This is a genomic window from Bradyrhizobium sp. 170 (assembly GCF_023101085.1).
Classification (GTDB): domain Bacteria; phylum Pseudomonadota; class Alphaproteobacteria; order Rhizobiales; family Xanthobacteraceae; genus Bradyrhizobium.
In genome coordinates this window covers 7215213-7239586 of record NZ_CP064703.1, presented here as the reverse complement: position 1 = coordinate 7239586, position 24374 = coordinate 7215213, and the positions used below count along the sequence as shown (strand labels likewise).

Genomic DNA, 24374 nt, shown 5'->3' with positions numbered 1-24374 from the left:
ATGGCCCGCAACGCGGCCCTGCCGATCCTTACGGCCGAACCCGGCCTCACCCGTTATCTTGAGGAAATCCGGCGGTTCCCGATGTTGGAACGCCGGGAAGAATACATGCTAGCCAAGCGCTGGCGCGAGCACGGCGATCGCGACGCGGCGCACAAGCTGGTCACCAGCCATCTGCGGCTCGTGACCAAGATCGCCAGGGACCATCGCGGCTACGGCCTGCCGATCTCCGAGGCGATCTCCGAGGGCAATGTCGGCCTGATGCAGGCGGTCGAGCGCTTCGAGCCGGAGAAGGGCTTCCGGTTCGCCACCTACGCCGTGTGGTGGATCAAGGCGGCGATCCAGGAATACATCCTGCGCTCGTGGTCGCTGGTGAAGATGGGCACCACGGCCAACCAGAAGAAGGTGTTCTTCAACCTGCGCAAGGCCCAGAGCAAAATCTCCGTCCTCGACGATGGTGATATGCGGCTGGACCAGGTGAAGATCATCGCCCGGCGGATCGGCGTCACCGAAACGGACGTGATTTGCATGAACCGGCGGCTCGGCGGCGACGCCTCGCTCAACGCCGCGATCCGCGAGGACGGCGATTCCGGCGAGTGGCAAGACTGGCTGGTGGACGAATCCCCGGACCAGGAGACGACGCTCGCCGCGGGCGAGGAGTTCGATAACCGCCGCAAGACGCTGTCCGATGCGCTCACCGTGCTCAACAAGCGCGAGCGGCGCATCTTCGAGACGCGCCGGCTCGCCGGGGAACAGATCACGCTTGTGGAGCTGGCCGAGGAATTCGGCGTCTCGCGCGAGCGCGTGCGCCAGATCGAGGTGAGCGCCTTCGAGAAGGTGCAGAACGCGGTGAAGCACCGCGTCGCGGCGATGGCGACCCCGGGGCCTCTGCAGCGTTAGCTTCCAACCCTCTCCCGTGGCGGGAGAAACTGACGATGGACGAGTCGCTCTGGGTGCGCTTTACGGCAACCGAACGACGCGAGAGGGGCGCCGCTCACCGGGTGCCGATCCAGCCCTCGCTCGACGATCCATGCACGGCACTTTGCATCATCGATCGGGCGCCTAAGCCGCGCGCTGCAGATGGAAAGTTATCCAACGTTTCATAATGAAGTCGGGGTGCCGATCGTGCGCATTGGCTGCCGCGAGTTCAAGTGCATTGGGGATAAACCGCCGCAAGATCACCCACACATCTACCTCAAGATGGGCGATGCCAGTGAGATCGTCTGCCCCTATTGCTCTACGCTATTCCGCTTCGATCCGCGCTTGGGCGCACACGAATCTGATCCGGCAGATTGTGCTTACGGTGACAGGGACTGAGTTGAATTGCAGTAGCGCTGCTTCCTTCGTCATGGCGGCCGCAGCCAACCAGCGTCGGGCGCCATCGTCCCGCAGTCTCGGGGCGGTTCACGATGGCCACGAACGATCCGAATTCGGCAGGATGCAAGCGTCACGACGGCCGAACCAGCGATAGCGGTTGCGCGCGACCAAGTCATAGATCGCGTCGCGGATCACCCGTGGGACGAATTGGAAGACCGATGTCCACTGCCAACGCGGAAGCTCGCGCGCAATGCGCAGCACGGCTTCGGATTTTACATAGGCCTGGCCGTTCGCCAAGAAGGCAAAGGAATCCGGGTGATCAGGATCGATGCCGAGCTGCTCAGCGAGCGGACGTCCCTCGGCCAACTGGATCGGAACGAAGCGAAAATAGCCGCGGCGATCACGTTTGCTCACGAAGCGGCAGCCGCGCGAGCATAGGACGCATACGCCGTCGAACAGGATCAGGCCGTGCGGCGAGTTGATGCCGCCAGGACTTTCTGGGTCAACGACGATCGACTGCTCCGCCTGCATGGAACAAGCAAACACCCGCGGGACGGCCGGCGCAACAGGGGTGGTCGTCCCTTAGAGCCTGTCTCGAAATGGCTGCCGACATCACTGATGACCGGGTCCCAGCTTGAGCTTGAGCGGTAACAGCACCACCTCCGAGAGGTCGATATCTCCGAAGCCGGAGAACCTTGATGGAGGAGATGCCGCGTAAATCCGCAGCCGAACTTGAGGCCGAGTGCCTTCGGCTTCTGGCGATGGATCCGCACACGCGAGGCATTAAGCGCGTCGAGATAATTCGCATGTACCCTAAAGGAACGGGACCGAATTGGACCTACGGCGCGCTTGATCCGATGCCGACGCGCGCGGGCGTGGCCATTGCCCAAACGCTTATCGCGTCGGTCTATGGAAGATGGGCGCTGGCAGATTAATGCGCTCATGCAGTCCTCGCTTGTAGGGGCCGGAAAAACCACCATATGTTAGTCTCACCCCCGTCTGAGGACCATTCTCATGGTTGTTGCTGGCGGCGATTACGTCCATTTCGTTGTGGAGTACGGCGGCAAAATCGAAAAGTGCCGGGTAACGGAGACTGCCCTTCTGAACAGAGAGCGTATGAGCAGAAAGGACGCAGGCTATGCACAGCTCATCGCTATCTTTGTAAGGCACCGAGCCGAGATCGAACATCTCGCTCTCGCGAAGTTGCAGCGGGAGGGGCACTCTGACCGCGGTGTTGTAGTGACCACTGAGGATCTGAACCCTTGATGCAGGTTGGCTGTTCGACGCCCTCGCTTGCGCAAGCGACAACGTGGCCACTAGCTGTTAAGCGGCGATGACGTGAAAACGGAGAACCCGTATGAACGTTTGGGGTGCTTGTCGGTCATTTGCCTTCCGCAATCCTCAACCTGCCAGCGTTCGTTAGTCGAAGTCCGCCCGACAATTCCTGTATGTACCCTAGTTGGATCAATCGGTCTTTGTGTTCGGCTGGGATTGTGTGGTGCATCAAACCCTTAGCGCAGTCCCGCAACGAGACGAATTCTTCGTGGGTCAATGGCGCAGACAGATCGGGATTCATTATCCAAATATGCGCCTCCGGCGCTGCCGTTCAAGCCAGTCATCCTGCCACAATCAAACTGACCTACTACCGGGCTTTCCGTCCGGACGTTTGACAAGTTCGAATGAGGGAACGTGGGTGCTTTTCCACCACGACTCTAGCGCAGCCCCGCAGGCCGTGCAGACCGCGTTACCCGTATGCGGTACCGATGGCAAACTGAGCAGCGTCGAGTTGGGGATCATTCCATTTCTTAGAACTCATTTAGTTTTCCCCTGCCAGCCCTCGGAATGTTTGGCGATCCACTCGGCGGCCTGTTGTTCGGTGGCGAAACCCTTTACTACTTCCGTCTCGCCATCGGGCCAAAGAACATCGACCACCCAGCCAAATCCGGGATTACCTTTTCGCGCCACGAAAGCGGGTCGGTATTCGGACATCTCGGGAATATGCGCCTACGGCGCGCCGGTTCAAGCCGGTCGTCCGACAACAATCAAACCGACCGACCGCAACCTGCGGTCGATGGCAATAGTGCACCTGCGAAAGCCGCTCGTGAGGGCTTGGCTACTGCGCGTCCGGTGGTATTCGCGGCGTCAGCTGGCCGCTTCTGGATCTCGCTAGAGCGCCAGGGGGTGATCTCATGGTTTGAATTTATCGTTTTCCGCCGCGATATCGTCGTCGGTAGCCTCTTCGGCGGCCACCAATTCCTGGGCAAGGCCGCGCCGAAAATCACGCTCCGCTGTTTCCATCAGCCCGGCCACCAAATCTTCCGGCACTCCATCGATCGCAGCATCTTGATAGACTTCGGCGTCGACTGAATAAGTGAAGCCAGTTGCCGGGATGCCCTCGACGAAAATGCGAACCTTCCAACCGTTTAACGTCGGGATCGCGCGAACTTCGTAGACCTTGCCGCCGTGTTCGAAGGTCGTAGCCTTATGCATCGCACTCTCCAACTGCCATGGCGGGCACCGCGCAAACGCACAAAACTACCCGGCGGGGAATTGTCAAATCAGCAAATCAGGCGGGCTTTTTGCCCAAGGATCTAACCCCGTCCGTCGACGGCAGTCCCAATTTCCTGCGTAGATCAGAGAGCGATCCCTTTCCAAAATCCGGAAGGCTGATCAGTGTCTCGTCCGATATCTCGCGCACCTCGCCAACGGTTTTCAGGTCGGCTGCTCGGAGAGCGTTCTGGATCCTGGTGGAAAACAATACGCGTTCGATCGGCGTATCGTCCGGCAGTTCTGGAGTGGGAGCGAGCATCGGACCCTCGGTCGCCTCTCGAACCAGGCGTTCTTTGCGGAGGCGCTCCCGATTTTCATGGAATGCTGTCTGGGCTTCTTCATGGTCGGCGATCGCCTCTTGCGCCTCCCGCACTCTGAGAGCTTTTCGCTCAGCAGCAGACAGGCCAGGATCGGTGCTTTTCTCGTCGTAGGGCATTTCCCCTTTGTCTTTGGCATTCACTCCAAGCCCGCGGTTAAGCGATAGGTAACTCAGCAGCCAACCCCTGACGGTTTGATATGGGTTTGCGCTGTCGTTAGAGAATTTGTATTTGTCTTTTATCTGCATCGCGAACGCTTCGGCCTGCTTGTCCGTTTGTCGTTGTTCCTTCGGAAGTGAGCGCCACTCCCGAATGATATCGTGTCTGGCACCGACCTGTTTCATCTCCCCTTCGCCTTCAGCCCTAACCCCTGATTACGCGACTTGGCCACCACTATCTTCAACCGGGCGTCTCGGTTGCGGTCCGCTGCCATGCTGCGGTGCACTGCTTCGCCATCGCGGCGACACTTATGCCCGTCAACGCTAGCTTTCGAAGGCGCTCGCCTTCCTCCGGCGTCAATGGAGGGCTTCCGACCACGGGGGTCATTTCTTCGCCCGAGCTCGACAGCGAGGCCCATCATTTCGATTCCTGAGTAATCTTGTGTTCCAAGTGGTCCGTCTCGTGATCGCGGCGGAGTTAGCTTAACGAGGTCTCATTGAGATGAAACATTATCTCACTCAGTTTCGCGGTTTCCGGATACCCGGCCGCAAAACCTGCCCGTAAACTTTACGCAGCGTGCGGACAAGGGTGTTGCCGTGCTTGCCGCTGATTTCGCCATCCTTGTTGCGGTGATGTCCGTCGAGACCTGGTTTGCTCATTCTGCTCTCCCGTCGTCGCGGCCCCCAATTGGGCAGACTGTCCCTGAGAGGCCGCGACAGCAATAGACAACGCGCTGCAACATCCAATCCTTGCCAGCTACCGGGCCTCAGGATTCGTTTCCCGCGGTGAAAAGACGCACCAGCGTTCCCGGAACATCCCGCTTGATGCAATCCGCTGCTCGCGCGATACGCCGATCTGGAAACTCGTCAGCTTGATCATGTGGACCGGCGGCTTATAGCGACGTGTTCCGCAGGATCGGCATCGGAAACCAGTCCTCAACCCACATGATAAGTACGATCGGAAGGCCGAAGAGGTAGGCAAATGGCAGCCCAAACCTTTAGAGCTCGGGGCATGTCATTCCCCCCTGATGATAGCTTCGGGTGGCTCGATGACCTTTATGCTGTCCCCTCCACTGGGGAATCCGATGATGGATGCCTTCTCTTTTTCGATCCAAAAAATGCTCGTCGCATTTTCTATGTTCACATAAATTGGCTGCTTGTTCATATCGGTACATTTGATCCAGTTCATATTGGCCTCCTGCTTTCCGCTAAGCTTACCACAGCTTGGACAGTTCAGTTCCATCTGCCGCTTCCTTGCCGTTGCAGAGGCCGCGCGACCGGTCGCCCGTGCGGCGATTCATGTTGGCAGCGTCCGAGATACCCGGCAGATCGAAAGGCACTCAGCGGGCCGCCCACGCGGTCTCGCCCGCTCTCTCGCCGATGTCCGCTGTGAAGCGCATTCCGGACTCAAGTCAGACATCGCGCTGAGTCCGAAAGGTGCCACAAACAGACGTCGCCGTCGCGCATACATCGTTATCCAAGGTGTGTCGCCAACCCTCGCACCGCAGAAGACCCAGCTCCCCGCGATTTTCAGCGAGAGAGACTGGAACGGCGAGGGCTACTTAACTTTGCGGTCCTGTACTCTTCCGACAATCGGGCCGACGTTGTATGCTGAATGGACCGGACATCGAGTTAGTCCGCGAGCTGTCACCGGGCGTGCCGAAGTCCCCGTTTCGTATTGGCAGCGTCGATGCCGTCGGCAGGCGTCGCACTTCAATAGACCGACGTCTTTTTAGCCGGTGCTTTTTTGCATTCGCAAATCGCACGGTCGTGCGAGCCGTCACGACCGAATAATTTTCACAGCGACCAGGGAGAAACGTCATGAAGACTCACTATTCAGTAACATTGGCGATGCTGGCGGGCTTCGGACTCGGTGCAGTCGCAGTTGAGGGACTTCATGCCCAGGCTAAGCCGCCAGTATACCAAGTCGTTGAAATCGAGCCCTCGAACATGGAGACCTACGTGAAGGACTACGTCCCGAAGGCTCAGGCCGCCATCAAAGCGGCCGGCGGCAAGTTCCTTGCCGCCGGAGGTAAAACCACGACAATCGAAGGAGAGCCGCCGAAAGCACGCGTTGTTATCCAACAGTGGGATAGCGTTGAGAAAATCCAAGCGTATCGCGATTCAGCGGCCTTCAAAGACCTCCTGCCGCTCCGCAACAGCCTGGCGAAGTTCCGCAGCTATGCCGTTGAGGGGGTACCTCAATAGCTGTTCGGACAATCGGCGTGCTTGAAGGCCGCCTTAGCTGGCGGCCTTCTTCCTTCCGCGCCACCAAATCGAGCGACAATCCAGCTTACCTTGTTGGGCATTAGCGGTTCTGTGAGGGCTTGCGGGCGGGGTGATGTCGGAGATGGGTCAAACTCAGAAGTCCGGGGCGCGCAGCCGGGAAGTCCGCTTTCCCCTCCTGGAACAGACATGGCTTGCCGGGCCTGTCAGGTCTGAAAATGTCAAAAGCTGCCCTCTGGCGAACGACCGCTTCTGGCGCGCAAAGCGGACATCGGGCGCAATAGCGGCTTCGGTCGAGTGCCATGGCAGACATGCGGCGCGTTTCGGTCATTAGATCGATACGGACGAGGTTTTCGGCAGACAGGCGTCGCGAAGGCGGCCGGTCGCTCAAGGACGCGAAATGAGCAATGGCTGCACGTTTTCGCCGCCTGCCATTAAGGGATTCGACGGTTCGAAGCGCTCGCGCACTTCTCGCTTTTTGACGAGCGAGCGCGCTACAACAAAGGCGTCCTTCAGGCTTTTAGCTTGCCGGAGTGCTATATTGAAAAAGGCGTTGCCGAAATAGGTCCATTTGGCTTTGTCCCGGCAGCCGAACGATGGATGGTCGGCATCGGCTGCGGTGATTACCAGCGTATCGGGGTTCGCGAGACGAGGGATAAAGACCCCGGAATAGCAGGCCGAGATGACCACCACCTTGTATCGCATGCCGGTCCGCGCGAGCATATAGGCGAGATTAGACGGCGTGAGCGTTTGCGTAAGCCGGCCCGCTTTGACTGCAAGGCCGGCGCGGGCGCCGTGTGAGGTGAGAATCAAAAAGAGAATGTCGTTGTCGGCGTCCATCCCGTTGGCCGCCGCTTGCAAGGACATGGCCAGGCCTTCAATCGTTGCACCTCCGCCTTTCTTCGAATTGTATTGCACGTTGATCGGGGCGCTCCCGAAACGGCCCGCTACGACCCGTGCTGCGCCGGTCGCCTCGCTTCTAAACACGCTTTGATCGCCGAAAAGGCCGAAGGACACCACGCTCACCTTGCGAGCATCCTCAACGGCGTGCACCGTCGAAACCGACGGCGCAACGGTCAAAACAAAAGCAATGAGCGGAGCGCCGATCCGGCTGATCCAACGTGGATACATAGCTTCACCCAGGGCATTTCTTTCAACAGGTCACGTGAAAGCGTCCGATTCTCTTTGCGCGCGACCGGTTGAACATTCGGATTGTGCCTGCTGCCAAATTAAACGAATCCCACGGCGCTTACCGCGCCAGCATGCCAAGGCTCGTTGCCGTCCACGCGCAGCAGTGAAAGCCTCAGAGGATGAAGTAATCAGGATCCAGATGCGCCGAGCCAATGACCACACCGAAGTCGGCCATGTGATCGCCGTTGGCGTCGGCTGACAGAATTCCGTTGCTCAATCGAAGCTGTCCTGCTGCGGTAAAGAGATCCGATCCTATGAAGGTAAAAACTTGATTGCCACTGACCAGCGTGTTGGCATCAACAGCACTAAAGTCGATGCGATCTCCTGCGACCCCTGAAAACGCGATAATGGTGTCCCGCGCAGAATACGGGCTTTCCACGATACTTTCGAAACGGAACGTGTCCGCCCCGCCTTCGCCGTCCAACCGATCGATGCCAAGACCACCGATCAGCAGATCGCTCCCGTTTCCACCATAGAGCTTATCGTTCCCACTCCCTCCGAGCAGCCTGTCATTGCCGGCATCGCCATACAGATAATCATCGCCGGCCAGACCCGACAGTGCATTGGCGTTTCCATTGCCATAGAGCTGATTGTTTCCGCTGTTTCCGGTCGCGTCGACGGGGCCTGAACCAGAAAGACGCAGCTTTTCGACGTTCTCGGGTAGGGTGTAGGATACCGTGGCAATGACGGTATCGAACCCGCCTCCGGGCTGTTCGCGTATTCCAGTGGTCGCGACATCAACGATGAAAGTGTCGTTGCCGTTCGTTCCGACGAGCACCGGACCGGGGCCGGGCACCAGGCGGTCCAATTCATAGGCACGAAAATAATCTACATACAGCTTCTGATGATCGAGTGCAGGATCAATCGGCCAGCCGCCACCTGCGGCCAGATCGATCATGAACATCAGGTCCGTGTTGAGCGTGGCAGGCGTGGACAGCGAAAAGTGGGCGTGGCCGTCCATGGAAAACGTCATGGTATCCGGCCTAATTTCGACGCCGAAGGTATGCCATCCTGTCGTCAACACACCTTGACCGACGAGGTTTTGATGGGATTGGTTCGTGTGGCCTTCCAGGACCGTCCCGTTCCAATTCCAGTCGTGCAAAGAGCTTGAATATCGATCGGCCAGTGCGATGCCGTGCTGCTCCATCACGTCGATCTCAAAGACATTATCTCTTGTCGTCGAGAGACGCTCTTCCTCAATGGCCCAGAAGGCGGGCCACACGCCCTGGCCTGCGGGCAACCACATTCTGACCTCGTAGTACCCATAGGGATCACCATCCTGCGGAGTGGTGCTCGTTCCGTTCGGAAACGTGTTCGAGATGAGGCCGCTCTGGAGAGGGCCTGCCGCATTCCGTGTCATTTCGATCTGCAGGGCACTCTCGCCGCCCTGTTGCACGATCAAGAACGGAGAACTGCCGACGCCAACAGGCATGAACGAAGCACTGCCAAAGCCGCCGCCCCAGGGCTGAGCGGTGTACCAATTGGCCGCTGCCGTCGTGGTGTTGGCAATATTCAGCCCAGTAAATTCGTCTGCAAACACGAGAGAATAGTTGGCTGGTGCGGGCATGTTACCCTCGCCATGCTTAAGAGATTCCGACGCGCTTGAAGTACTCAGACACCAAGGCCAGATCGCGGCGATCGCCTCGAGCTCCTCTCATAGAGACCATCAACTTCCGGTGAAATGTTAAGAGAGCATAGCCCCACATCTTGCGGCATACCGCGGCGACTTGGTTAATGCAGCGAGGTGCCGATCCATGGCAAGCAGACGGCCATCTCGGCATGTCGCTTGAGGTGCTCCTTAACGGCTATCTTCCGCGAGGCATCGAGCGATGGACGCGTTGGATGCAGATGCATTTGTTTGGCGCCGACGAATCGAGGCAGGAGCTTCGGCGCACCAGCGGATCTCCACAACACTAGGGGCGGGGTGGTCTGAAAAACAGGACCAGCAGCACATCCCAGCGCGCCGGCGCTGCGACGTTAGCGGCCCAGAAAAACGTTCTACGCGCCTCGCTGGCGCAATCGTATGCTTCGACCGAACCACACTGTAAGGCGTATCCATTGGACATTCTCCCGACGTCTTTTGCTCGGCATAAGGTATCAAGACATCGGAAGGCTTGCTTGACATATGGCTTACATATTTCTCCCCAGCGGCTTATTCTTTCCGCGGCCCAGACCGTGGCTAGAGCGCTCTAAGGAAATCTGCGGCCAGGCGAAGGAGCGGTAGCGTGCGCTATTTCTTCGAGGACTACGCTCTCGACACCGACCGTTGCGAACTACGACGCGGGGCTGACGTGGTCCCGACAACCAAGTTGCACCTAAATGCCGAAAGGGAAGCAGTGGCTTGGCTACGGCGTAGCATTAGGCGTGGGTGTCGCGAGGAGATAGCCGGAGCGCCTCGGGAAAGACCGAGAGATACGCGATCTGGAATGACTCGAGGTGGCTAATATTCTTGTCGATGACTTGCAGTCTCCTGCCGGCTAAAATGAGTTCGGCCTCCCAGCGCCGCAGCAAATTGGTTTTCGTCGGCCTCACGCGTTTGGTGTTCGTACAAATCATTTCCGGCCGCGAAGGCTGCGGCAGCAGTCGCGTGAGCGATTCTCTCGGAGAGTCCCTGTCTCTGAAGCCGTAGGGAAGCGAGAGCGTGCTCGATCGCTTCGCGTATCGCGTCGAGATCTCGCCGATCCGATGCCTGGTCGCGCGCCGGGGCGCGCGTACGAAAGAGTCGTGATACACGGCGGTGTGGACCGGCGGCCGGCAGCGCGCGATTGAACGAATTGAACAATTTCATGTCCGGCTCTTGATACGCGTCCCCGTTACGCACCGACACTCGCATCCGCGCTTTGATCGCGAGTTCCGACCGACGATCACGTCGCATTGACGGTCAGTCATTCCTGCCCACACCGTTTAACTTGTCGCTCTGCTTGCGGGTCGGGCGCTTTCGTGGCCGGCCAACCCGCAGGAGTTGCCCTAGGCGGACTTTGAACTGCGCAATGAGATCGTCGTTGTATAGTTCCGAGCTTGTGTCGCTATCTTGCTTCTCTGGCTCGGGATCCGGGACCTCCGGTAGCTTTTGCATCGAGGCTGGCTCCTGTGTGGGAGGCCTATGCGTGTGAGTTCACGGTCAAGATTTGCGGTTCTCCAGCCGTTGGCAACTCCGACGGAGCCAGCGTGGAGCGCTCGTGCGCAGGCAGGGTCGTCTCGGCTTTATCGTCAGAGGTTCGTATTCCGCATTCGACGGCAGACTGGTTGATCTGCGCGATCATGAGGGCGGCGGTCTTGAAGGAGACATTGATAGCCCGGCTGAGCTGAAATGGCTTGATAGGTTCCGTGCCGCACCCGGTCAGGAAGAGAGCCTTCAGCCATTTGTGAAATGGGACGTGGCTGCACTCGAACATTGTGCCTGTTCGCGCCGAGAACAGCTTCCGGCAGCCATAACACTTGCGTGTGCCGGTCTTGGTACTGAATCCCCTTAGGAGACTAGTTCGGCTATTTTCGCCGCAATGTGGACACACAACCCCGTTCGGCCAGATGCAGGCCTCGACAAGTTCGAGTGCCGCACACTCATCTTTGAAGCAGAGAGAGAGGTCGGTACGCATACGGGGCCTCGCTTACTTCCAAAACGTCTCCCAGACTTTCCACCCCCCTTTCGATTTCATTGTCAGAAATCTTTGCGCGTGCGTATCCCATGCGAGAACCGTACCAGTTCACGAATGGAGCTAGGTGCGGATTGCAAATGTGGATTGCTGACCAAGGTTCAGGTCAGTTCCTGGCTGATTTGGATCGGTTTCTTTGGGAATGAAAATTTCTAATACGATGTGTGCGTGATCACTCCACCGCGAATGAACCGGTTCCCGCGCGTGAGATCGATAGCGGTGCGTGCACACGGAGCGATCAGCATGCACAACTATAACGCATCCGTGGGTTAGAATAATCAAGTTGCGATGCACCAATAGTTGCGCATTAATTAACAACAATAGTTGCGCATTTATTAACGATGCGGCCTGACCGAGAGATTTTGTTCTCGGGTACTACCGAATAAGCGAGACCAACTAGTGAGAACCAGTTGTGACCGCGGCGCGAGCCGCGGAATGGGGACGGCTTGCATAAAGGTCCCTCATTGGAGCTTAAAGTAATGCAGTTGTTTCAGTTGCCGAAGAGCGCGACCACAGAAGTTGGACTGCTTATCGACAGGCGCATCAGGCAGAGATCGGCAAGGTATCCGATCGGAGGTGTACCGAAACGGCTGCTAGATATTCTCGTTTCTTCGTCAGCGCTGTTGGCCTTCGTGCCGCTCTTTCTCCTCATCGCATTGCTTCTGAAGGTCACGGATCGCGGTGCCATTCTTTACCGGCAACCACGCGTCGGCTTTCGTTCTTCCACCTTCGGCTGTCTGAAGTTCAGGACAATGGCAATGGATGGCGACGCGGTGCTGGCGCGCCACCTTCGCGATTATCCCGAGGCTGCAAGAGAGTGGGCCGAAACACGTAAGCTAAAGCGCGATCCGCGTGTGACTGCGGTTGGCCAGGTGTTGCGTCAAACCAGCTTGGATGAATTGCCGCAGCTCTGGAATGTTCTTCGTGGCGACATGAGCATCGTGGGTCCGCGGCCGGTGGTCGTCGAAGAGATCACAATGTACGGACCGAGCGCGGGGCACTATCTGCTGACGCGTCCCGGCCTGACCGGCGCGTGGCAGGTCAGCGGCCGCAACGATGTTTCCTACGAGCGCCGCGTTTCCCTCGATCGAGACTATGTCGAGAACTGGTCGTTCTGGAATGACATAAAGATCATCGCGAAGACCGTGCCGGTGCTGATTACGGCCAAGGGCACATACTGATGCGGGTCGCAATAGTCCACTATTGGCTTGTCGGCATGCGCGGCGGCGAGAAGGTTCTCGAAGCCATCTGCGAACTCTATCCATCGGCCGACATCTTCACGCATGTAGTGGCGCCGGAGTCCATCTCCCCGGCGATTGCCAACCATCGAATCGTCACGTCGTTTATCGCCAAGCTGCCGCGCGCAAAGTCCTGGTACAAGAAGTATCTGCCGCTAATGCCGCTTGCGCTCGAGCAATTCGACCTTCGCGGCTACGACCTGATCATCAGCAGCGAATCCGGTCCCGCGAAGGGCATCATTCCTCCTGCGCATGCGGTACATGTCTGCTATTGCCACTCCCCGATGCGGTACATCTGGAGCATGTACCATGACTATAGGTCCGCGTCCGGCTTGCTGACGCGCGCCGCGATGACGCTGTTCTCTCATTACCTGCGCAACTGGGATCAGGGGGCATCCGCTCGGGTCGACTTGTTCGTTGCCAATTCCCACAATGTGTCATCGCGTATCCGCAAATACTTTCGCCGCGAATCCGATGTTGTCTTTCCACCAGTCGATGTCGACGCCTTCGAACAGGTTACGGCTTCTGGTGTCGGCGACTACTATCTGATGGTGGGGGAACTGGTTGCCTATAAGCGGGCCGACCTGGTCGTTGACGTCTTCAACGCGTCTGGCAAGAGGCTCATCGTTATAGGCGGCGGTGAGATGCTGGATACTCTCAAGTGGCGCGCGCGACCCAACGTCACGATTATGGGACCGCAGCCATTTGCAGTCCTTCGGCATCACTATGCGCGTTGCCTTGCTCTGATTTTCCCCGGTGAAGAGGACTTTGGTATCGTTCCGGTCGAAGCGATGGCGAGCGGCCGGCCCGTCATCGCGTTCGGCCGCGGCGGCGCTACCGAAACAGTCGTCGACGGCGTTACTGGCGTGCTGTTCTCGGAGCAGACCACAGAGGCGCTTGGGAATGCGATTGCGCGCTCCGAGACGATCAGCTTCTCCGCCGCCGACATCGTTCGGCATGCAGCCGGATTCAGTAAGGAGCGTTTCAAGCACCAGATGAGACGTTCGGTTGAACGGGCATTGCGCGAAAACGCGACAGTTGCTGCCGGCCACCAGAATCAGAATCCGTATCCGTCTAGCACCGGAGCGCGAGTTGTCCATGCGAGCAAGTTCTGGGGCGGATGAACTCGCAGTCTCTCACGATGTTGAGTGGTAGTATCATGAAGGTTGTCACCTTCAACGTTAAGTACAGCCCGAACCTCGGTGATGGGGTGATTGCCGAATGTCTCGAAGCCGAGCTTGGGCGGCGGCTACCTGATGTCAGCATCGAAGCCCTGGATCTTGCCGGACGCACCGATCGCAACAGTCCGGCGAGGTCAGGCCGTCGTGTCCTTGCCCTAAAAGCACTGCAGAAGATGCCCGCGATCCTGCGCGATGTGTTGGTCGAGGCAATCCTTCGTCTTCAGATGAGGAGGAAATGCCGACCGGCCTGGCGCGAAGCGCTGCGCGATGCCGATCTCGCGATTGTCGGTGGCGGCCAGCTAATCCAGGACGGCGACCTCAACTTCCCAGTCAAGCTGTCGATTGTGGCTGCGGAGTGCAAGCGCAGCAATGTTCCGATCGCCTTGTTTGGGCTAGGTGTCGCCGAAAGCCGCTCTGGACGAGGTGCAGCATTGATCTCGTCACTGTTGCATGCTGACCAGCTGGTGTTCGCAGGTGTGCGCGACGGCGATTCGGCGAAACGGCTACGCCAGCGTCGCGTGAAGGGCCTCGTCGTGACGCCGGATCCCGGCCTGATGGCGTCTCAGGTGTGGCCATCAAGTGTGCGGCGACAGCGCAAACGCCCCGTCATTGGCGTCGGGATAACCCATCCGGTCATTTTGCAACATCACGGGGAGGGAAAGTCCGGCGTTACGACCATCATGGACCTGTATCGAAGCTTGATAAGGCGGCTGCTGGCTTCGGGATACGACGTAACCTGTTTCTCGAACGGAGCTCGGGAAGATCAGACTTGCCTGGACCGTGTCGTTGGTTCGTTCCGTGATGACGATGGGCCGACGCGCGCGCCAGACTGCAAGACACCCCGGGAACTCGCGGAACTGGTGGGAAGCTTCGATGCGGTCATCGCGCACCGGCTGCACGCGTGCATCCTTGCATACTCCTACCGCGTAGCGCACGTCGGATTGAGTTGGGACCCAAAGCTCGCGGCGTTCTTTGCGAATGTCGGACGGAGCCGGTACCTGGTGGAGTTCAGCGATGACGTTGTGCAGATAATGCCGGAGCTCCTGGCCGCTGCGCGGGCCGAGACGATCTGCGAGGTCCAGCATAAGCGTGTACTCGCATTAACGGGGGCATCGATCGATGATCTGGTGCGGCTGCTCAAGGGGGAGACGCGGCCAAAGTTGATCGAACATTCCGAACGGACCTTGAACGCAATGCGTCTCAGCAAGGTTCGCGCATGACGATCGAGATTATCGGCATTGGCACAATTTTGGCGGGCCTCTGGGTGCTGTGGCAGGGCCCAATCGCGGCATTCTGGGTGATGGTCCTGGCTACCCTGCTGGGGGCGGCGGCTGCGCTCAAGGTTCCGGCTCTGGGCGACGCAAGCGTCCCACCGGTCCTGGTAGTCGCCATCTTTCTTGCGATGACGATCGCACTACGACCGCGTCTGCGCACGGCAGCGCTCGAGAGTCTTGCGCCGGCGGGGCCCGGTTTCTGGGTCCTGTTGTTCACTGCCTATGCCGTTGCAACCGCGCTTTTCATGCCCCGGCTGTTTCAAGGCCTGACCTACGCCTACTCGCTCGCGAGAAATGACGCCGACATTGGGATCGTCAGTCTTCCCTTGAAACCTCGGGCCGCCAATGCGACGCAAGCCTTCTACCTCATCGCGGATCTCGGCTGCTTCATGAGCACCTGGGCGCTTATGGTCCGGGATAAGGCGAAGGGCATCACAAATGCGTTGATCGTGTGTGCGGTGGTTTTGCTCGCCTCGGCCGTGGCCGACGTCGCCACACATTATACCGACACGGGATTCCTGCTATCCTGGCTCCGGAATGCCAACTACCGGATGCTCGAGTCCGGTGAAATCGGCGGCTTCAAACGCATCGTCGGCACATTCACCGAAGCCGGCGCCTTCGGCTACGCGGCGCTGGGCTTCCACGCATTTACCCTGAGCCTTTGGCTGTACGGGTTCCGCACTCGCATCACCGGATCGCTCGCGCTGCTTCTCGCGGTATCGCTGTTGTTATCGACTTCGACGACGGCCTATGGATCCTTGGCGATGTTCTCGTCGCTCATGCTGATCGGTGCGCTTGTTAAGCTCGCCAACGGACAGGCCACCGGCAGGGACTGCAGTTATCTTTTCATCGTCTCGATGATCCCGTTCCTGCTTTTGGTGGTCATCTTGTTTGTGCCTTCGATCTGGTCGGCTGTGACGGGCCTGTACGATGCAGCTGTTTCCAACAAGCTGGCAAGCCAGTCCGGGATCGAGCGCATGCGCTGGAACTACTTCGCGCTGCAGAATTTTTGGGACACTTCGGGTTTCGGCGCCGGGCTCGGGAGTGTCCGGGCGTCGAGCTTCGTGGTCGCCTTGCTCGCCAATACTGGCGTTCTCGGCCTGCTTCTGTTCGTCGTGACCCTGGCGTCGGTGTTCGCGACGGGAAAGCTGATTTCTTTTGAAGATGTTGTCGCGCGTGCAGGCCTGAATGCATGCCTCGCTCTCTTTGGCTCAGCCTGCATATCGGCCGGTAGCGTCGATCTTGGATTTCTCTTTTTCATCTTCTTTGCGCTTGCCGCCAGCGGGCGACAATTGCGTGAGCGTGCGGCTCCGGCGTTGGTGAAAAGCAATCCGTTGGTCGACGCGTCATTTCACGTTGCGAGGACGTAGTTCATGAGACAGCCGAACCATCCGGAATCGAATGACAAAGTGTTCGGCGTCTGGGACATTGCTGCCTTTCTCCTAGAGAACCGCAAGACGATTGCTGTTTTCGTCGCAGCGACCGTCTCTGCCGCTGTGGTCTATCTTCTGCTGGCGACGCCGATATTCGTGGCTACGACCAGCGTCATCATCGACCCCAACCGGGGGGCGGAACTGTTCAATGCAGCGCCAATGCCTCCGACGATGACGTCGGATCAGTCGCGCGTTGAGAGCCAGATGGAGGTAATCAAGTCGGACCGGGTCGCCAATTCGGTTATCTCACGGCTGAAACTTGAGCAGCGGTCGGAGTTCGCGACCGGACCTTCGCTCTTCCAAACTGTCCTGGCCCGGATCACTCCAACTTCGACGGCTTCCGCAGCAGGGGAGGCCGGTCCTCCAGATACGACGGAATTTCGTGAGGTTGCGTCACGCTTTGCTGGCAAACTGTCAACGAAACGAATCGGACAGTCTTTAGTCATCGAGATTGCCTTCTCGTCCGCCGATCCGAACTCGTCCGCAGAGATCGCCAATGAAATCGCCGAATCTTTCATCAGAACGATAGTCGAGGCCAAATCAAAACTCGCAGAGGAGCAGGGCAAGTGGCTCTCGGAGCGATTGGAGACCCTGCAGCAGCAGGCGTTCGAGGCGGCGCGCAGGGTTAACCGCTTCCGCTCCGTCGGCGACTCCCTTTCCAGCCAGGACGCTCGAGCAAAGCTCGAGGAACTCGAGAGCATCGCGACCAGCTATCGCAAAATGTACGATGATTTCCAGCGCCAATATAACGAGACGCTGCAGCGCATCAGTTATCCGGACGCTGATGTGAGAATCATTTCACGGGCGTCGGCTCCGCTGGGCAAGAGCAGCCCACGCACATCGCTGGTTCTTGCATTCGCGGTCATTCTGGGAGGACTGAGCGGAACGGCGTTTGCGGCGGTACGCCTCACTGGCGATCGCGCCGTTCGCTCCCTGATGCAGCTGAGCACGAATGTCGGAGTAACTCCCCTTGGCGCGATCAATGATCTTTCAGAGGCGAGCATCTGGCGGGAGGGGAAGCTGCGGTGCTTCAGCAGGAGCGCGCCGGCCCGAGACGCTGCGGGTGGTACCTTGAGCAGGATTGCGGCCGGCCGCCTCAGCGCTTCGGTGAAGACCGATCTTCGAAGGCTAAGAACAACTATCGCGTCGCTAACGGCGAATCCGGATGTCTTGTGCATCGGCGTGATCGCGTGTTGCGAAGGTGAGGGCTCGACGACGGTTGCGGCATGCTTGGCCAATGAATACGCGCGAAGCGGCGCACGGACCATTCTGGTCGATAGCTGCGCTGACAGCCGGACACTGAGTCAGGAGCTGGCCGCCGGGACGACGACAAGAACGCAGCCGAATGGACGACAGGAGTCCGAGCGAGCGGTCGGACCTGGTGCTCTTACATTGGCATTGTTGCCGGCTGCCGAAAGTTACCTCCAGCCGGGCGAAACCAATCGGCTCCTGACAGAACGGACGACGGCAGTACTTGCTGAATCCCGGCTGGAGTTCGAACGGATCATCGTCGATCTGCCAGCTCTGCTGTCGTCGGATCATTGGAAGCTGCTCATTCCCTACGTCGACCAGGTGATTATCGTGGTCGACTTCGGGAAAACGACAGTCGACCAGACGAGAGACGGCCTGATCGAACTCAATCTTGCAGGCGGCAAGGTGCTCGGCGCTGTTCTCAACCGCGTGCCCGCAATTGCTCGGAAGACCTGGTCATGACGATTGCCGGGCAGAGAGAGGTAGTGATGACCACTAGCGCGTTTGTCGAACCTTCAGCGACTCCCGTGTTGTCGGCCATTCGAAGTCGTCCCCGGCTCAAGGCGGTGATGAAAAGGTACCTCGAAGCGATTGGCTATGACACGACCGACTGGGTGCGTGTGGCAATGTATCGGCATGCGTTCGAGTTTATCGCGCGGCTCGGACCGGAGCAGCTTCGTGTTTTGGAGGTGTCGGCCGGCTCGCAATGGAAAAGCAAGTTTGCCTTCGAGTCATTCATGGGCACGAGCTATCCGACTTTCGATATCTGCAAGGACGTCCTGCCGGATCAGTTTGATCTGGTGATCGCCGATCAGGTCTTTGAGCATTTGAAGTGGCCGGCCCGTGCTGCCCGCAATGTATATGCAATGGTGCGGCCAGGCGGCCACTTCGTCATCGCCACGCCGTTTTTGGTTCGCTATCACCCATCGCCGATCGATTGTAACCGGTGGACGTCTGAGGGGCTTTCTTGCCTCTTGCAGGAGGCGGGGTTTCCCGAAGCCGGAATCCAGGCCTTCGCCTGGGGCAATCGTTCGTGCCTTAAGGCGAACCTGTCTGCATGGCGCAAGCGCGGCTTCTTCGGCTCACTGCGCAACGAGCCGGATGTTCCCATCATGGTGTGGGCGTACGCCAGAAAGCCGCTCGGACCCGCGGAGGCAGCTAGATGAGCGACACAAGCTCGAATTGGTTTGAAGAACACGTGCACCATCCACCGCTCAGGATCGTCGTGGGTATTGCAACGTCGGGTCGCCCGCTCATTCTTGCGCGCGTGCTGGAACGCTTGCGCGTGCAGACGCGTATTGCTGACGCGGTCATTGTTTGCGGTGCGTCGCCAGCCGACGTATCAGGGATCGATTCAGAACATCCGGGACTCCGCTGCATCACGAGTGATCGGGGCCTGACGATACAGCGTAATGCGATTCTCAGGGTGGGCGCGGCGTTCGACGTCGTCGTCTTCCTCGACGACGATTTCGTGCCTTGTCCCGGCTATCTTCAGGCCGTCGAACGGATCTTTAAGAGCAGGCCTGATGTCGTCGTTGGCACCGGACATGTTGTCGCCGACGGCATTCTTGGTCCCGGACTCGCCTTCGAGGATGCGCTCAAGACGCTACAGCAAGACGGTCAGGCGGAGCCGGCGCAGGAGACTGAGGACGTCTATAACGCCTACGGCTGCAACATGGCGATACGCATCGGCGTAGCACGCGCGAGGGGGCAGGAGTTTGACGAGACCCTGCCACTCTACGGCTGGCTGGAGGATGTCGACTTCAGCCGTCGCATGGCGGCATATGGCCGGATTGTGAAGATCGGTGCCGCGCGCGGCGTCCACCTCGGCGTGAAGTCCAGCCGTCAATCGGGTCGCCGGCTCGGCTACTCGCAGGTTTCCAACCCGCTCTATCTGGTTCGCAAGGGCACCTGCTCGAGCAGCAAGGCGCTGAAGCTGATGAGCCGCAACATCGTGGCGAACGTCGCCAAGACGTTTCGCCCGGAGCCTTACATCGATCGCGCCGGCCGACTGAAAGGAAACATTCGTGCGCTGCTCGACCTGCTGGCCGGCCGGCTGTCACCGAAACGCGCTCTGAGTTTGTGAGGGTCATGTATGCTGCAGGTGATTGACCAGTTTCGTCCGGCATCCGGGTCGCTAAAAACGCGGCTGGCGCCGGATCGTGTCGTCATCATCAACGATGTATCCCAAGTGCGTGGAGGCGCCACTAATGTGGCGTTGCATGCCGCGGCGTTGCTGGGTGACAACGGAATTCCGGTTACCTATTTCACCGGCGACCATGGTCTGCACTCCGAACCTCGGTTGCGCAATGCAGATGTCGTGGCAGTCGGCGGTGAGCATATCCTCCGAACGGCATTGCCGCGCGCGGCGCTGGACGGGCTGTACAACGTGTCAGCCGAACAGAGGTTGGCCGCCTGGATTGCCGCCAACGATACGCCCGGCACGATCTATCATCTGCACGGCTGGTCGAAGATACTATCACCTTCGGTCTTCCATGCGCTGCGTCCGGTCGCAAAGCGCCTGATCGTCAATGCTCATGACTTCTTTCTGGTTTGTCCGAACGGCGGCTATTTCAACTTCCGCAGCGAAAGTCCCTGCGAGCTGCGGCCGATGAGCGCGTCGTGCCTGCTCAGTTCCTGCGACCGGCGTAACTATGCCCACAAGCTCTGGCGGTCGGCCCGCCAGGAAATTCGTCGCGCAGTCTTCGATTTAGCGTCGGGCGCCAAGGTTCTCGCGGTTCATGAAGGCATGCTGCCGCATCTCGAACGCGGTGGAATTCCGCGGGCGCAGCTTGCGACACTGCGCAACCCGGTCACGCCGTGGCGCCCGCGACGTATCGAAGCCGAGCGAAACAAGGTGTTCCTGTTCGTTGGCAGGCTTGAGGAGGACAAGGGTGTCGACCTTCTTCTTGCGGCGGCCCGCGACGCGAACGTGCCCGTTCGTGTGATAGGTAGCGGTCCGCTCGAGGGCAAGCTTGCCGGGATCTATCCCGAGGCGGAGTTCACCGGATGGAAGAGCGCAAATGACATGCCCGCACTCGTCCGTGATGCCCGGGCCCTGGTCATGCCGAGTCGCTACCGTGAACCGTTCGGCCTGGTAGCGTTCGAGGCGCTCGCGAGCGGCCTGCCGGTCGTCGTCTCCAGCTTTGCGATGATTGCCGACGAGCTATCGGAGGTCGGAGCAGGGATATCCTGCGATCCTTACGATCGGGGTACTTTCAGCAAGGTCCTGTCGACCCTGGCATCCAACGACGAACTGACCGCTTCGATGAGCGATCTGGCGTACGCCAACGCCGCGCGTTTCTCGCTGAGCCCGAGCGAGTGGGCGCAACGGCTTGTTTCGCACTATAGCGACGCCTTGCAGGAGGCGGTCGCGCGATGAAAAAGCTTGCTGCGATCCAGATCCTGCGTGCCGTTGCGGCGCTCCTGGTCGTTGTTTCTCATGCAATCTTGCGGCAAGCCGAATGGGCTCCGACCGATCCGTTGACCAGTCAGACCGCGATTCACATCGGCCTTCTTGGCGTCTGGATCTTCTTCATCATCAGTGGTTTCATCATGTCGTACACGTACTACGACAACTTTGCCCTTCGCGGCGTTACGGGGCATTTCATCGCCAGCCGCATCATCCGGATCGTTCCGATCTATTGGCTGGCCACCGCGCTTGAAGTTGCGCTGCGCCTTCGTCACGGCGCCGGGCTCGACGTCCACAAGCTGATCTGCTCGCTGTTCTTCATTCCGGTTGCGGTCGAACCAGGTCCGATGGCGGCGATGCGCCCGACGCTCGGCGTAGGCTGGACGTTGAACTACGAGATGACGTTCTACGCGGCTTTTGCCTCTGTGCTGTTGCTGTCACGCAGGAAGGGACTGACGGTGCTGATTGCTCTGATGGCAGGAGTTGTCTTGACCGGAACGCTATTCAAGCCGATTGCCGATACGCGCGCTCCCACGGGCCTGATCACGTTCTATTCCGATCCCATCATCCTGCTGTTCGGTGTCGGCGTCTTGATCGGAGCTGCCGCCCGCTGGCTCAAGAGCGCGCATGCCGTTCGCAGCAACACTTTCCTTTTGATCGCGCTGGCCATGTTTCTCGTTGTTGATGTCATGTTGTTTGCAGCCTTCGTTGGCACTCATCCAGTTGACGTCGAGTGGATCGCTGCCTTCTGGGTCATCAGTGCGATTTGCGTCGTCCTTTGTGTCACGGTGTGGATAGACGACACGCGATGGCTCACTCAAAGACTCGTGCAGGTAGGAGATGCATCCTACAGCCTATATCTGTTCCATTTCTTTGCGATCATTGCCGCGGAGAAGCTTTGGTGGTCGTCCTTCGGGAAAAGCGAATCATGGATGTTCGTCCCCGTGTCTGCCGTCGCGGCCATCCTGGCAGCTATCGCGATTCATTATTTCGTCGAGCGACCGATCGGCAGGCGATTGCGACGCTTCAGTGCATTGTTCAATACGCGTCGATTTGTTCGACCGAAAGCCGTCCGAATGCCGAAGGGCGGGAGGCCTGGTGAGGTGACTGTAGCCTGGAACGGAGCTGCATTGCCATTGGAGCCATCGCGTCCAGAGTTGTCATCCGGCACGCGCTTCCACGCCGACATGGTCCACAGAAGGAGACGCTAGTCATGCAGCATGCAACGTGGAGCACCATCGAATCCTCCTCTGTCGCGATGAGCGTTTACCGCTCCTATCGGAGGCTGCTTCCGTCATCAGCCCGAACCCTGCTGCGCTGGCTTGCGATGCCCTGCTGGAATGCGGCCGCGGCTCTGGTCCGTCATCGTGCTGCTAACACGGTGCTGTCCGGCCCGTTTAGGGGAATGCACCTGAGCTTGACCCCGGTCTCCAGCCGGAATCTGCTCGGCTATCTTCTCGGCACCCAGGAGATCGAGCTGCATGACGTTGTGCATCGGGTGATTGCGCGAGACTATCCGCGCATCATCAATGTCGGTGCGGCTGATGGATACTACGCAATCGGATTCTTGCGGCAGATGCCACGGACGAAGGTTACCGCCTTCGAAGGTGCCCTGGAGCATCACGCCGGCCTGCTGCGAGCGGCTGTTCTGAACGGCGTTTGCGCCCGGTTTGCGCTCAAGGGCTTCTGCCATCCGGATGAACTCGGGGTCGAACTCGCCGAATGCCCCGGTCCGACCCTGGTGCTTGCCGATATCGAAGGCGGAGAGCTTGATATGCTCGACCTCATCAAGGTCGCACGCTTGTCTTGCGCCGACATCCTGGTGGAGACGCATGACGCGTTCGTGCCCAATTGCACCGAAAAGTTGAAGGCGCGATTTTCGGGAACGCACAACGTCGAGCAGATTGTCGCACGGCCACGTTCCCTTGCAGACTTCCCCGCGGCGATTATCCCCGAACTTTCGAGGTTCATGCCGCGCACCGCTGTCGAACTCATGAACGAGCGGCGCACTGGAACGCAGATGTGGCTGTATCTCACCGCAAAGCGGCGGCCGGAAGTCAAGGTTGTTGGAGTTGTGGAGAAATCAGATTCGGACAGAGGCAGTTTGTGAGTATTCTGCTCGCTAGTGGCACGTCATACCTTCCCCACGTCGTCGGTGGTCTGGAAGTCAATACGCACGAGCTCGCGCTCGAACTGAACCGCCGCGGGGTCAAGACCTCCGTGTTGTCGCGATTGCCGCTACGGCGCATGGACGGAGCATTGCGAGCCGCCGCCAACTTTCTTCGCGGAACCGACGTGTGCGTGGACCGGCAGCTTGGCTACGATGTCTACCGATCGCGCAAGCCGTGGGACAGTCTTGACGGGCTGCCTCTGCCTCGTCTGGTCGTGGTTCAGAACGGGCAGATGGTTGAGATCGCCAAAGCGTTCGTCCGCCGCGGCGTGCCGGCGATCGCCTATCTGCACGGGCTGGAGTTTGAAATCGGCCGCAGGCGTTGGACCGGCTCCAGCGGAGATCTTCCTTTTCGCGCCTATATTGCCAACTCGGAGTTTACTGCGGGAAGGTTCCGCGAACGGTTCGGGATTCATGCTTGCGTCATTCCGCCTGTGTTTCGGGCCGAGCGCTATCGCCTGGCTGGTGATCGTCGTTACGTCACTTTCATCAATCCGGTGGCCGAGAAAGGCGTCGATGTCGCCCTCGCGATTGCCGAGCAATGTCCGGACATTCAATTCCGCTTAGTGAAGGGGTGGCCGCTGAGAATGCGCCAGGCCGCGCTGCTGAAGGGGCGCATCCACAGGCTGGCCAATGTCGAACTTGTCGAGCGCAGCGACGACATGTCGCCGATCTATGCCTCGACACGTGTGTTGTTGGTGCCGAGCCAATGGGAGGCGGAGACCTGGGGCCGCGTCGTCTCAGAGGCACAGTTCAGCGGAATTCCTGTGCTGGCGAGCGATCGCGGCGCATTGCCGGAGACGGTCGGTGCAGGCGGGGCCATCATCAAGCATGACGCTCCTGCCTGCACCTGGGCCACCGAGTTGAGGCGGATGTGGTCCGACGATCTGTATTACCAGCAGCTGCAGCAAGCAGCGCTGGCGCATTCGCGCCGCCCGGAACTCGACTTCAAGCAGCAGATCGACGCCTTTTTGGCAGTTGCCACGAGGATTGCGGCATGACTGCC

Annotated in this window: 24 protein-coding genes and 1 pseudogene; 16 read left to right on the top strand and 9 right to left on the bottom strand. The window is 59.1% G+C overall.

Going from position 1 to position 24374, the window contains the following annotated elements:
- Window positions 1-897: an RNA polymerase sigma factor RpoH gene (rpoH, locus tag IVB05_RS33745; RefSeq protein ID WP_247780307.1), complete on the top strand. Its 897-nt coding sequence runs from the start codon at window positions 1-3 to the stop codon at window positions 895-897.
- A gap of 174 nt (window positions 898-1071) precedes the next feature.
- On the top strand, window positions 1072-1314 hold the full coding sequence (locus IVB05_RS33740; protein WP_247787219.1) for a zinc-finger domain-containing protein: 243 nt from the start codon (window positions 1072-1074) through the stop codon (window positions 1312-1314).
- 87 nt (window positions 1315-1401) lie between these two features.
- On the opposite strand, the gene IVB05_RS33735 is transcribed toward IVB05_RS33740, so the two are convergent.
- Window positions 1402-1845, bottom strand: coding sequence for a thiol-disulfide oxidoreductase DCC family protein (locus tag IVB05_RS33735; RefSeq protein WP_247780306.1), 444 nt, complete (start codon window positions 1843-1845; stop codon window positions 1402-1404).
- Window positions 1846-2012: 167 nt separating this feature from the next.
- On the opposite strand from IVB05_RS33735, the gene IVB05_RS33730 reads away from it, so the two are divergent.
- Both IVB05_RS33730 and IVB05_RS33725 read left to right on the top strand, forming a co-directional pair.
- Window positions 2013-2249 (top strand): hypothetical protein, encoded by a 237-nt coding sequence (locus IVB05_RS33730; protein WP_213257345.1) that lies wholly within the window; start codon window positions 2013-2015, stop codon window positions 2247-2249.
- Window positions 2250-2328: 79 nt separating this feature from the next.
- Entirely contained in the window at window positions 2329-2580 is a 252-nt protein-coding gene (locus tag IVB05_RS33725; protein WP_214493926.1) for a DUF1488 family protein, read from the top strand.
- A gap of 546 nt (window positions 2581-3126) precedes the next feature.
- Here the strand turns inward: IVB05_RS33725 and IVB05_RS33720 are convergent.
- The 5 genes and pseudogenes from IVB05_RS33720 to IVB05_RS33700 form a co-directional block, all read right to left on the bottom strand.
- Window positions 3127-3303, bottom strand: coding sequence for a hypothetical protein (locus IVB05_RS33720; protein ID WP_156438578.1), 177 nt, complete (start codon window positions 3301-3303; stop codon window positions 3127-3129).
- A 198-nt stretch (window positions 3304-3501) separates the two neighbouring features.
- On the bottom strand, window positions 3502-3804 hold the full coding sequence (locus IVB05_RS33715; protein ID WP_156438579.1) for a hypothetical protein: 303 nt from the start codon (window positions 3802-3804) through the stop codon (window positions 3502-3504).
- Window positions 3805-3880: 76 nt separating this feature from the next.
- Window positions 3881-4525 carry a DNA-directed RNA polymerase subunit alpha C-terminal domain-containing protein gene (locus tag IVB05_RS43840; RefSeq protein WP_346771801.1) on the bottom strand — a complete coding sequence of 215 codons (645 nt, stop codon included), beginning with the start codon at window positions 4523-4525 and terminating at the stop codon, window positions 3881-3883.
- 292 nt (window positions 4526-4817) lie between these two features.
- Window positions 4818-4999 (bottom strand): annotated as a pseudogene (locus IVB05_RS33705) (hypothetical protein).
- Window positions 5000-5354: 355 nt separating this feature from the next.
- Window positions 5355-5528, bottom strand: a complete 174-nt coding sequence (locus IVB05_RS33700; RefSeq protein WP_247780305.1) for a hypothetical protein — start codon at window positions 5526-5528, stop codon at window positions 5355-5357.
- A gap of 632 nt (window positions 5529-6160) precedes the next feature.
- Between IVB05_RS33700 and IVB05_RS33695 the strand changes: the two genes are divergently transcribed.
- Window positions 6161-6547 (top strand): DUF1330 domain-containing protein, encoded by a 387-nt coding sequence (locus IVB05_RS33695; protein ID WP_247780304.1) that lies wholly within the window; start codon window positions 6161-6163, stop codon window positions 6545-6547.
- Window positions 6548-6952: 405 nt separating this feature from the next.
- On the opposite strand, the gene IVB05_RS33690 is transcribed toward IVB05_RS33695, so the two are convergent.
- The 3 genes from IVB05_RS33690 to IVB05_RS33680 all read right to left on the bottom strand — a co-directional run bounded on the left by IVB05_RS33690 (window position 6953) and on the right by IVB05_RS33680 (window position 11352).
- Window positions 6953-7696: a C13 family peptidase gene (locus tag IVB05_RS33690; protein WP_247780303.1), complete on the bottom strand. Its 744-nt coding sequence runs from the start codon at window positions 7694-7696 to the stop codon at window positions 6953-6955.
- Window positions 7697-7868: 172 nt separating this feature from the next.
- On the bottom strand, window positions 7869-9323 hold the full coding sequence (locus IVB05_RS33685) for a family 16 glycosylhydrolase (RefSeq protein ID WP_247780302.1): 1455 nt from the start codon (window positions 9321-9323) through the stop codon (window positions 7869-7871).
- A gap of 1534 nt (window positions 9324-10857) precedes the next feature.
- Complete coding sequence (locus IVB05_RS33680; RefSeq protein ID WP_247780301.1) at window positions 10858-11352, bottom strand: transposase; 495 nt, start codon at window positions 11350-11352, stop codon at window positions 10858-10860.
- A 536-nt stretch (window positions 11353-11888) separates the two neighbouring features.
- On the opposite strand from IVB05_RS33680, the gene IVB05_RS33675 reads away from it, so the two are divergent.
- From IVB05_RS33675 to IVB05_RS33625, 11 genes are read left to right on the top strand one after another with little or no spacing between them, the layout of a single operon-like run.
- Window positions 11889-12590, top strand: a complete 702-nt coding sequence (locus IVB05_RS33675) for a sugar transferase (protein ID WP_247780300.1) — start codon at window positions 11889-11891, stop codon at window positions 12588-12590.
- Window positions 12590-13771 (top strand): glycosyltransferase, encoded by a 1182-nt coding sequence (locus IVB05_RS33670; RefSeq protein ID WP_247780299.1) that lies wholly within the window; start codon window positions 12590-12592, stop codon window positions 13769-13771. The genes IVB05_RS33675 and IVB05_RS33670 overlap by 1 nt, the downstream gene beginning before the upstream one ends.
- 35 nt (window positions 13772-13806) lie before the next feature.
- Complete coding sequence (locus tag IVB05_RS33665) at window positions 13807-15048, top strand: polysaccharide pyruvyl transferase family protein (protein WP_247780298.1); 1242 nt, start codon at window positions 13807-13809, stop codon at window positions 15046-15048.
- A complete protein-coding gene (locus tag IVB05_RS33660; RefSeq protein WP_247780297.1) occupies window positions 15045-16472 on the top strand; it encodes a hypothetical protein in 1428 nt (475 codons plus the stop codon). The genes IVB05_RS33665 and IVB05_RS33660 overlap by 4 nt, the downstream gene beginning before the upstream one ends.
- A gap of 3 nt (window positions 16473-16475) precedes the next feature.
- A complete protein-coding gene (locus IVB05_RS33655) occupies window positions 16476-18248 on the top strand; it encodes a Wzz/FepE/Etk N-terminal domain-containing protein (RefSeq protein ID WP_247780296.1) in 1773 nt (590 codons plus the stop codon).
- Entirely contained in the window at window positions 18245-18952 is a 708-nt protein-coding gene (locus IVB05_RS33650) for a methyltransferase domain-containing protein (RefSeq protein ID WP_247780295.1), read from the top strand. Before IVB05_RS33655 ends, IVB05_RS33650 begins: the two co-directional genes overlap by 4 nt.
- Window positions 18949-19872, top strand: coding sequence for a glycosyltransferase (locus IVB05_RS33645; RefSeq protein WP_247780294.1), 924 nt, complete (start codon window positions 18949-18951; stop codon window positions 19870-19872). The genes IVB05_RS33650 and IVB05_RS33645 overlap by 4 nt, the downstream gene beginning before the upstream one ends.
- Window positions 19873-19881: 9 nt before the next feature.
- The gene (locus tag IVB05_RS33640) at window positions 19882-21168 is read left to right on the top strand and encodes a glycosyltransferase family 4 protein (RefSeq protein WP_247780293.1); all 1287 of its coding nucleotides are present in this window, start codon (window positions 19882-19884) and stop codon (window positions 21166-21168) included.
- The gene (locus IVB05_RS33635; protein ID WP_247780292.1) at window positions 21165-22409 is read left to right on the top strand and encodes an acyltransferase; all 1245 of its coding nucleotides are present in this window, start codon (window positions 21165-21167) and stop codon (window positions 22407-22409) included. Before IVB05_RS33640 ends, IVB05_RS33635 begins: the two co-directional genes overlap by 4 nt.
- Before the next feature lie 2 nt (window positions 22410-22411).
- Window positions 22412-23308, top strand: coding sequence for a hypothetical protein (locus tag IVB05_RS33630; RefSeq protein WP_247780291.1), 897 nt, complete (start codon window positions 22412-22414; stop codon window positions 23306-23308).
- The gene (locus tag IVB05_RS33625; protein WP_247780290.1) at window positions 23305-24369 is read left to right on the top strand and encodes a glycosyltransferase; all 1065 of its coding nucleotides are present in this window, start codon (window positions 23305-23307) and stop codon (window positions 24367-24369) included. The genes IVB05_RS33630 and IVB05_RS33625 overlap by 4 nt, the downstream gene beginning before the upstream one ends.
- Window positions 24370-24374: the final 5 nt, after the last annotated feature.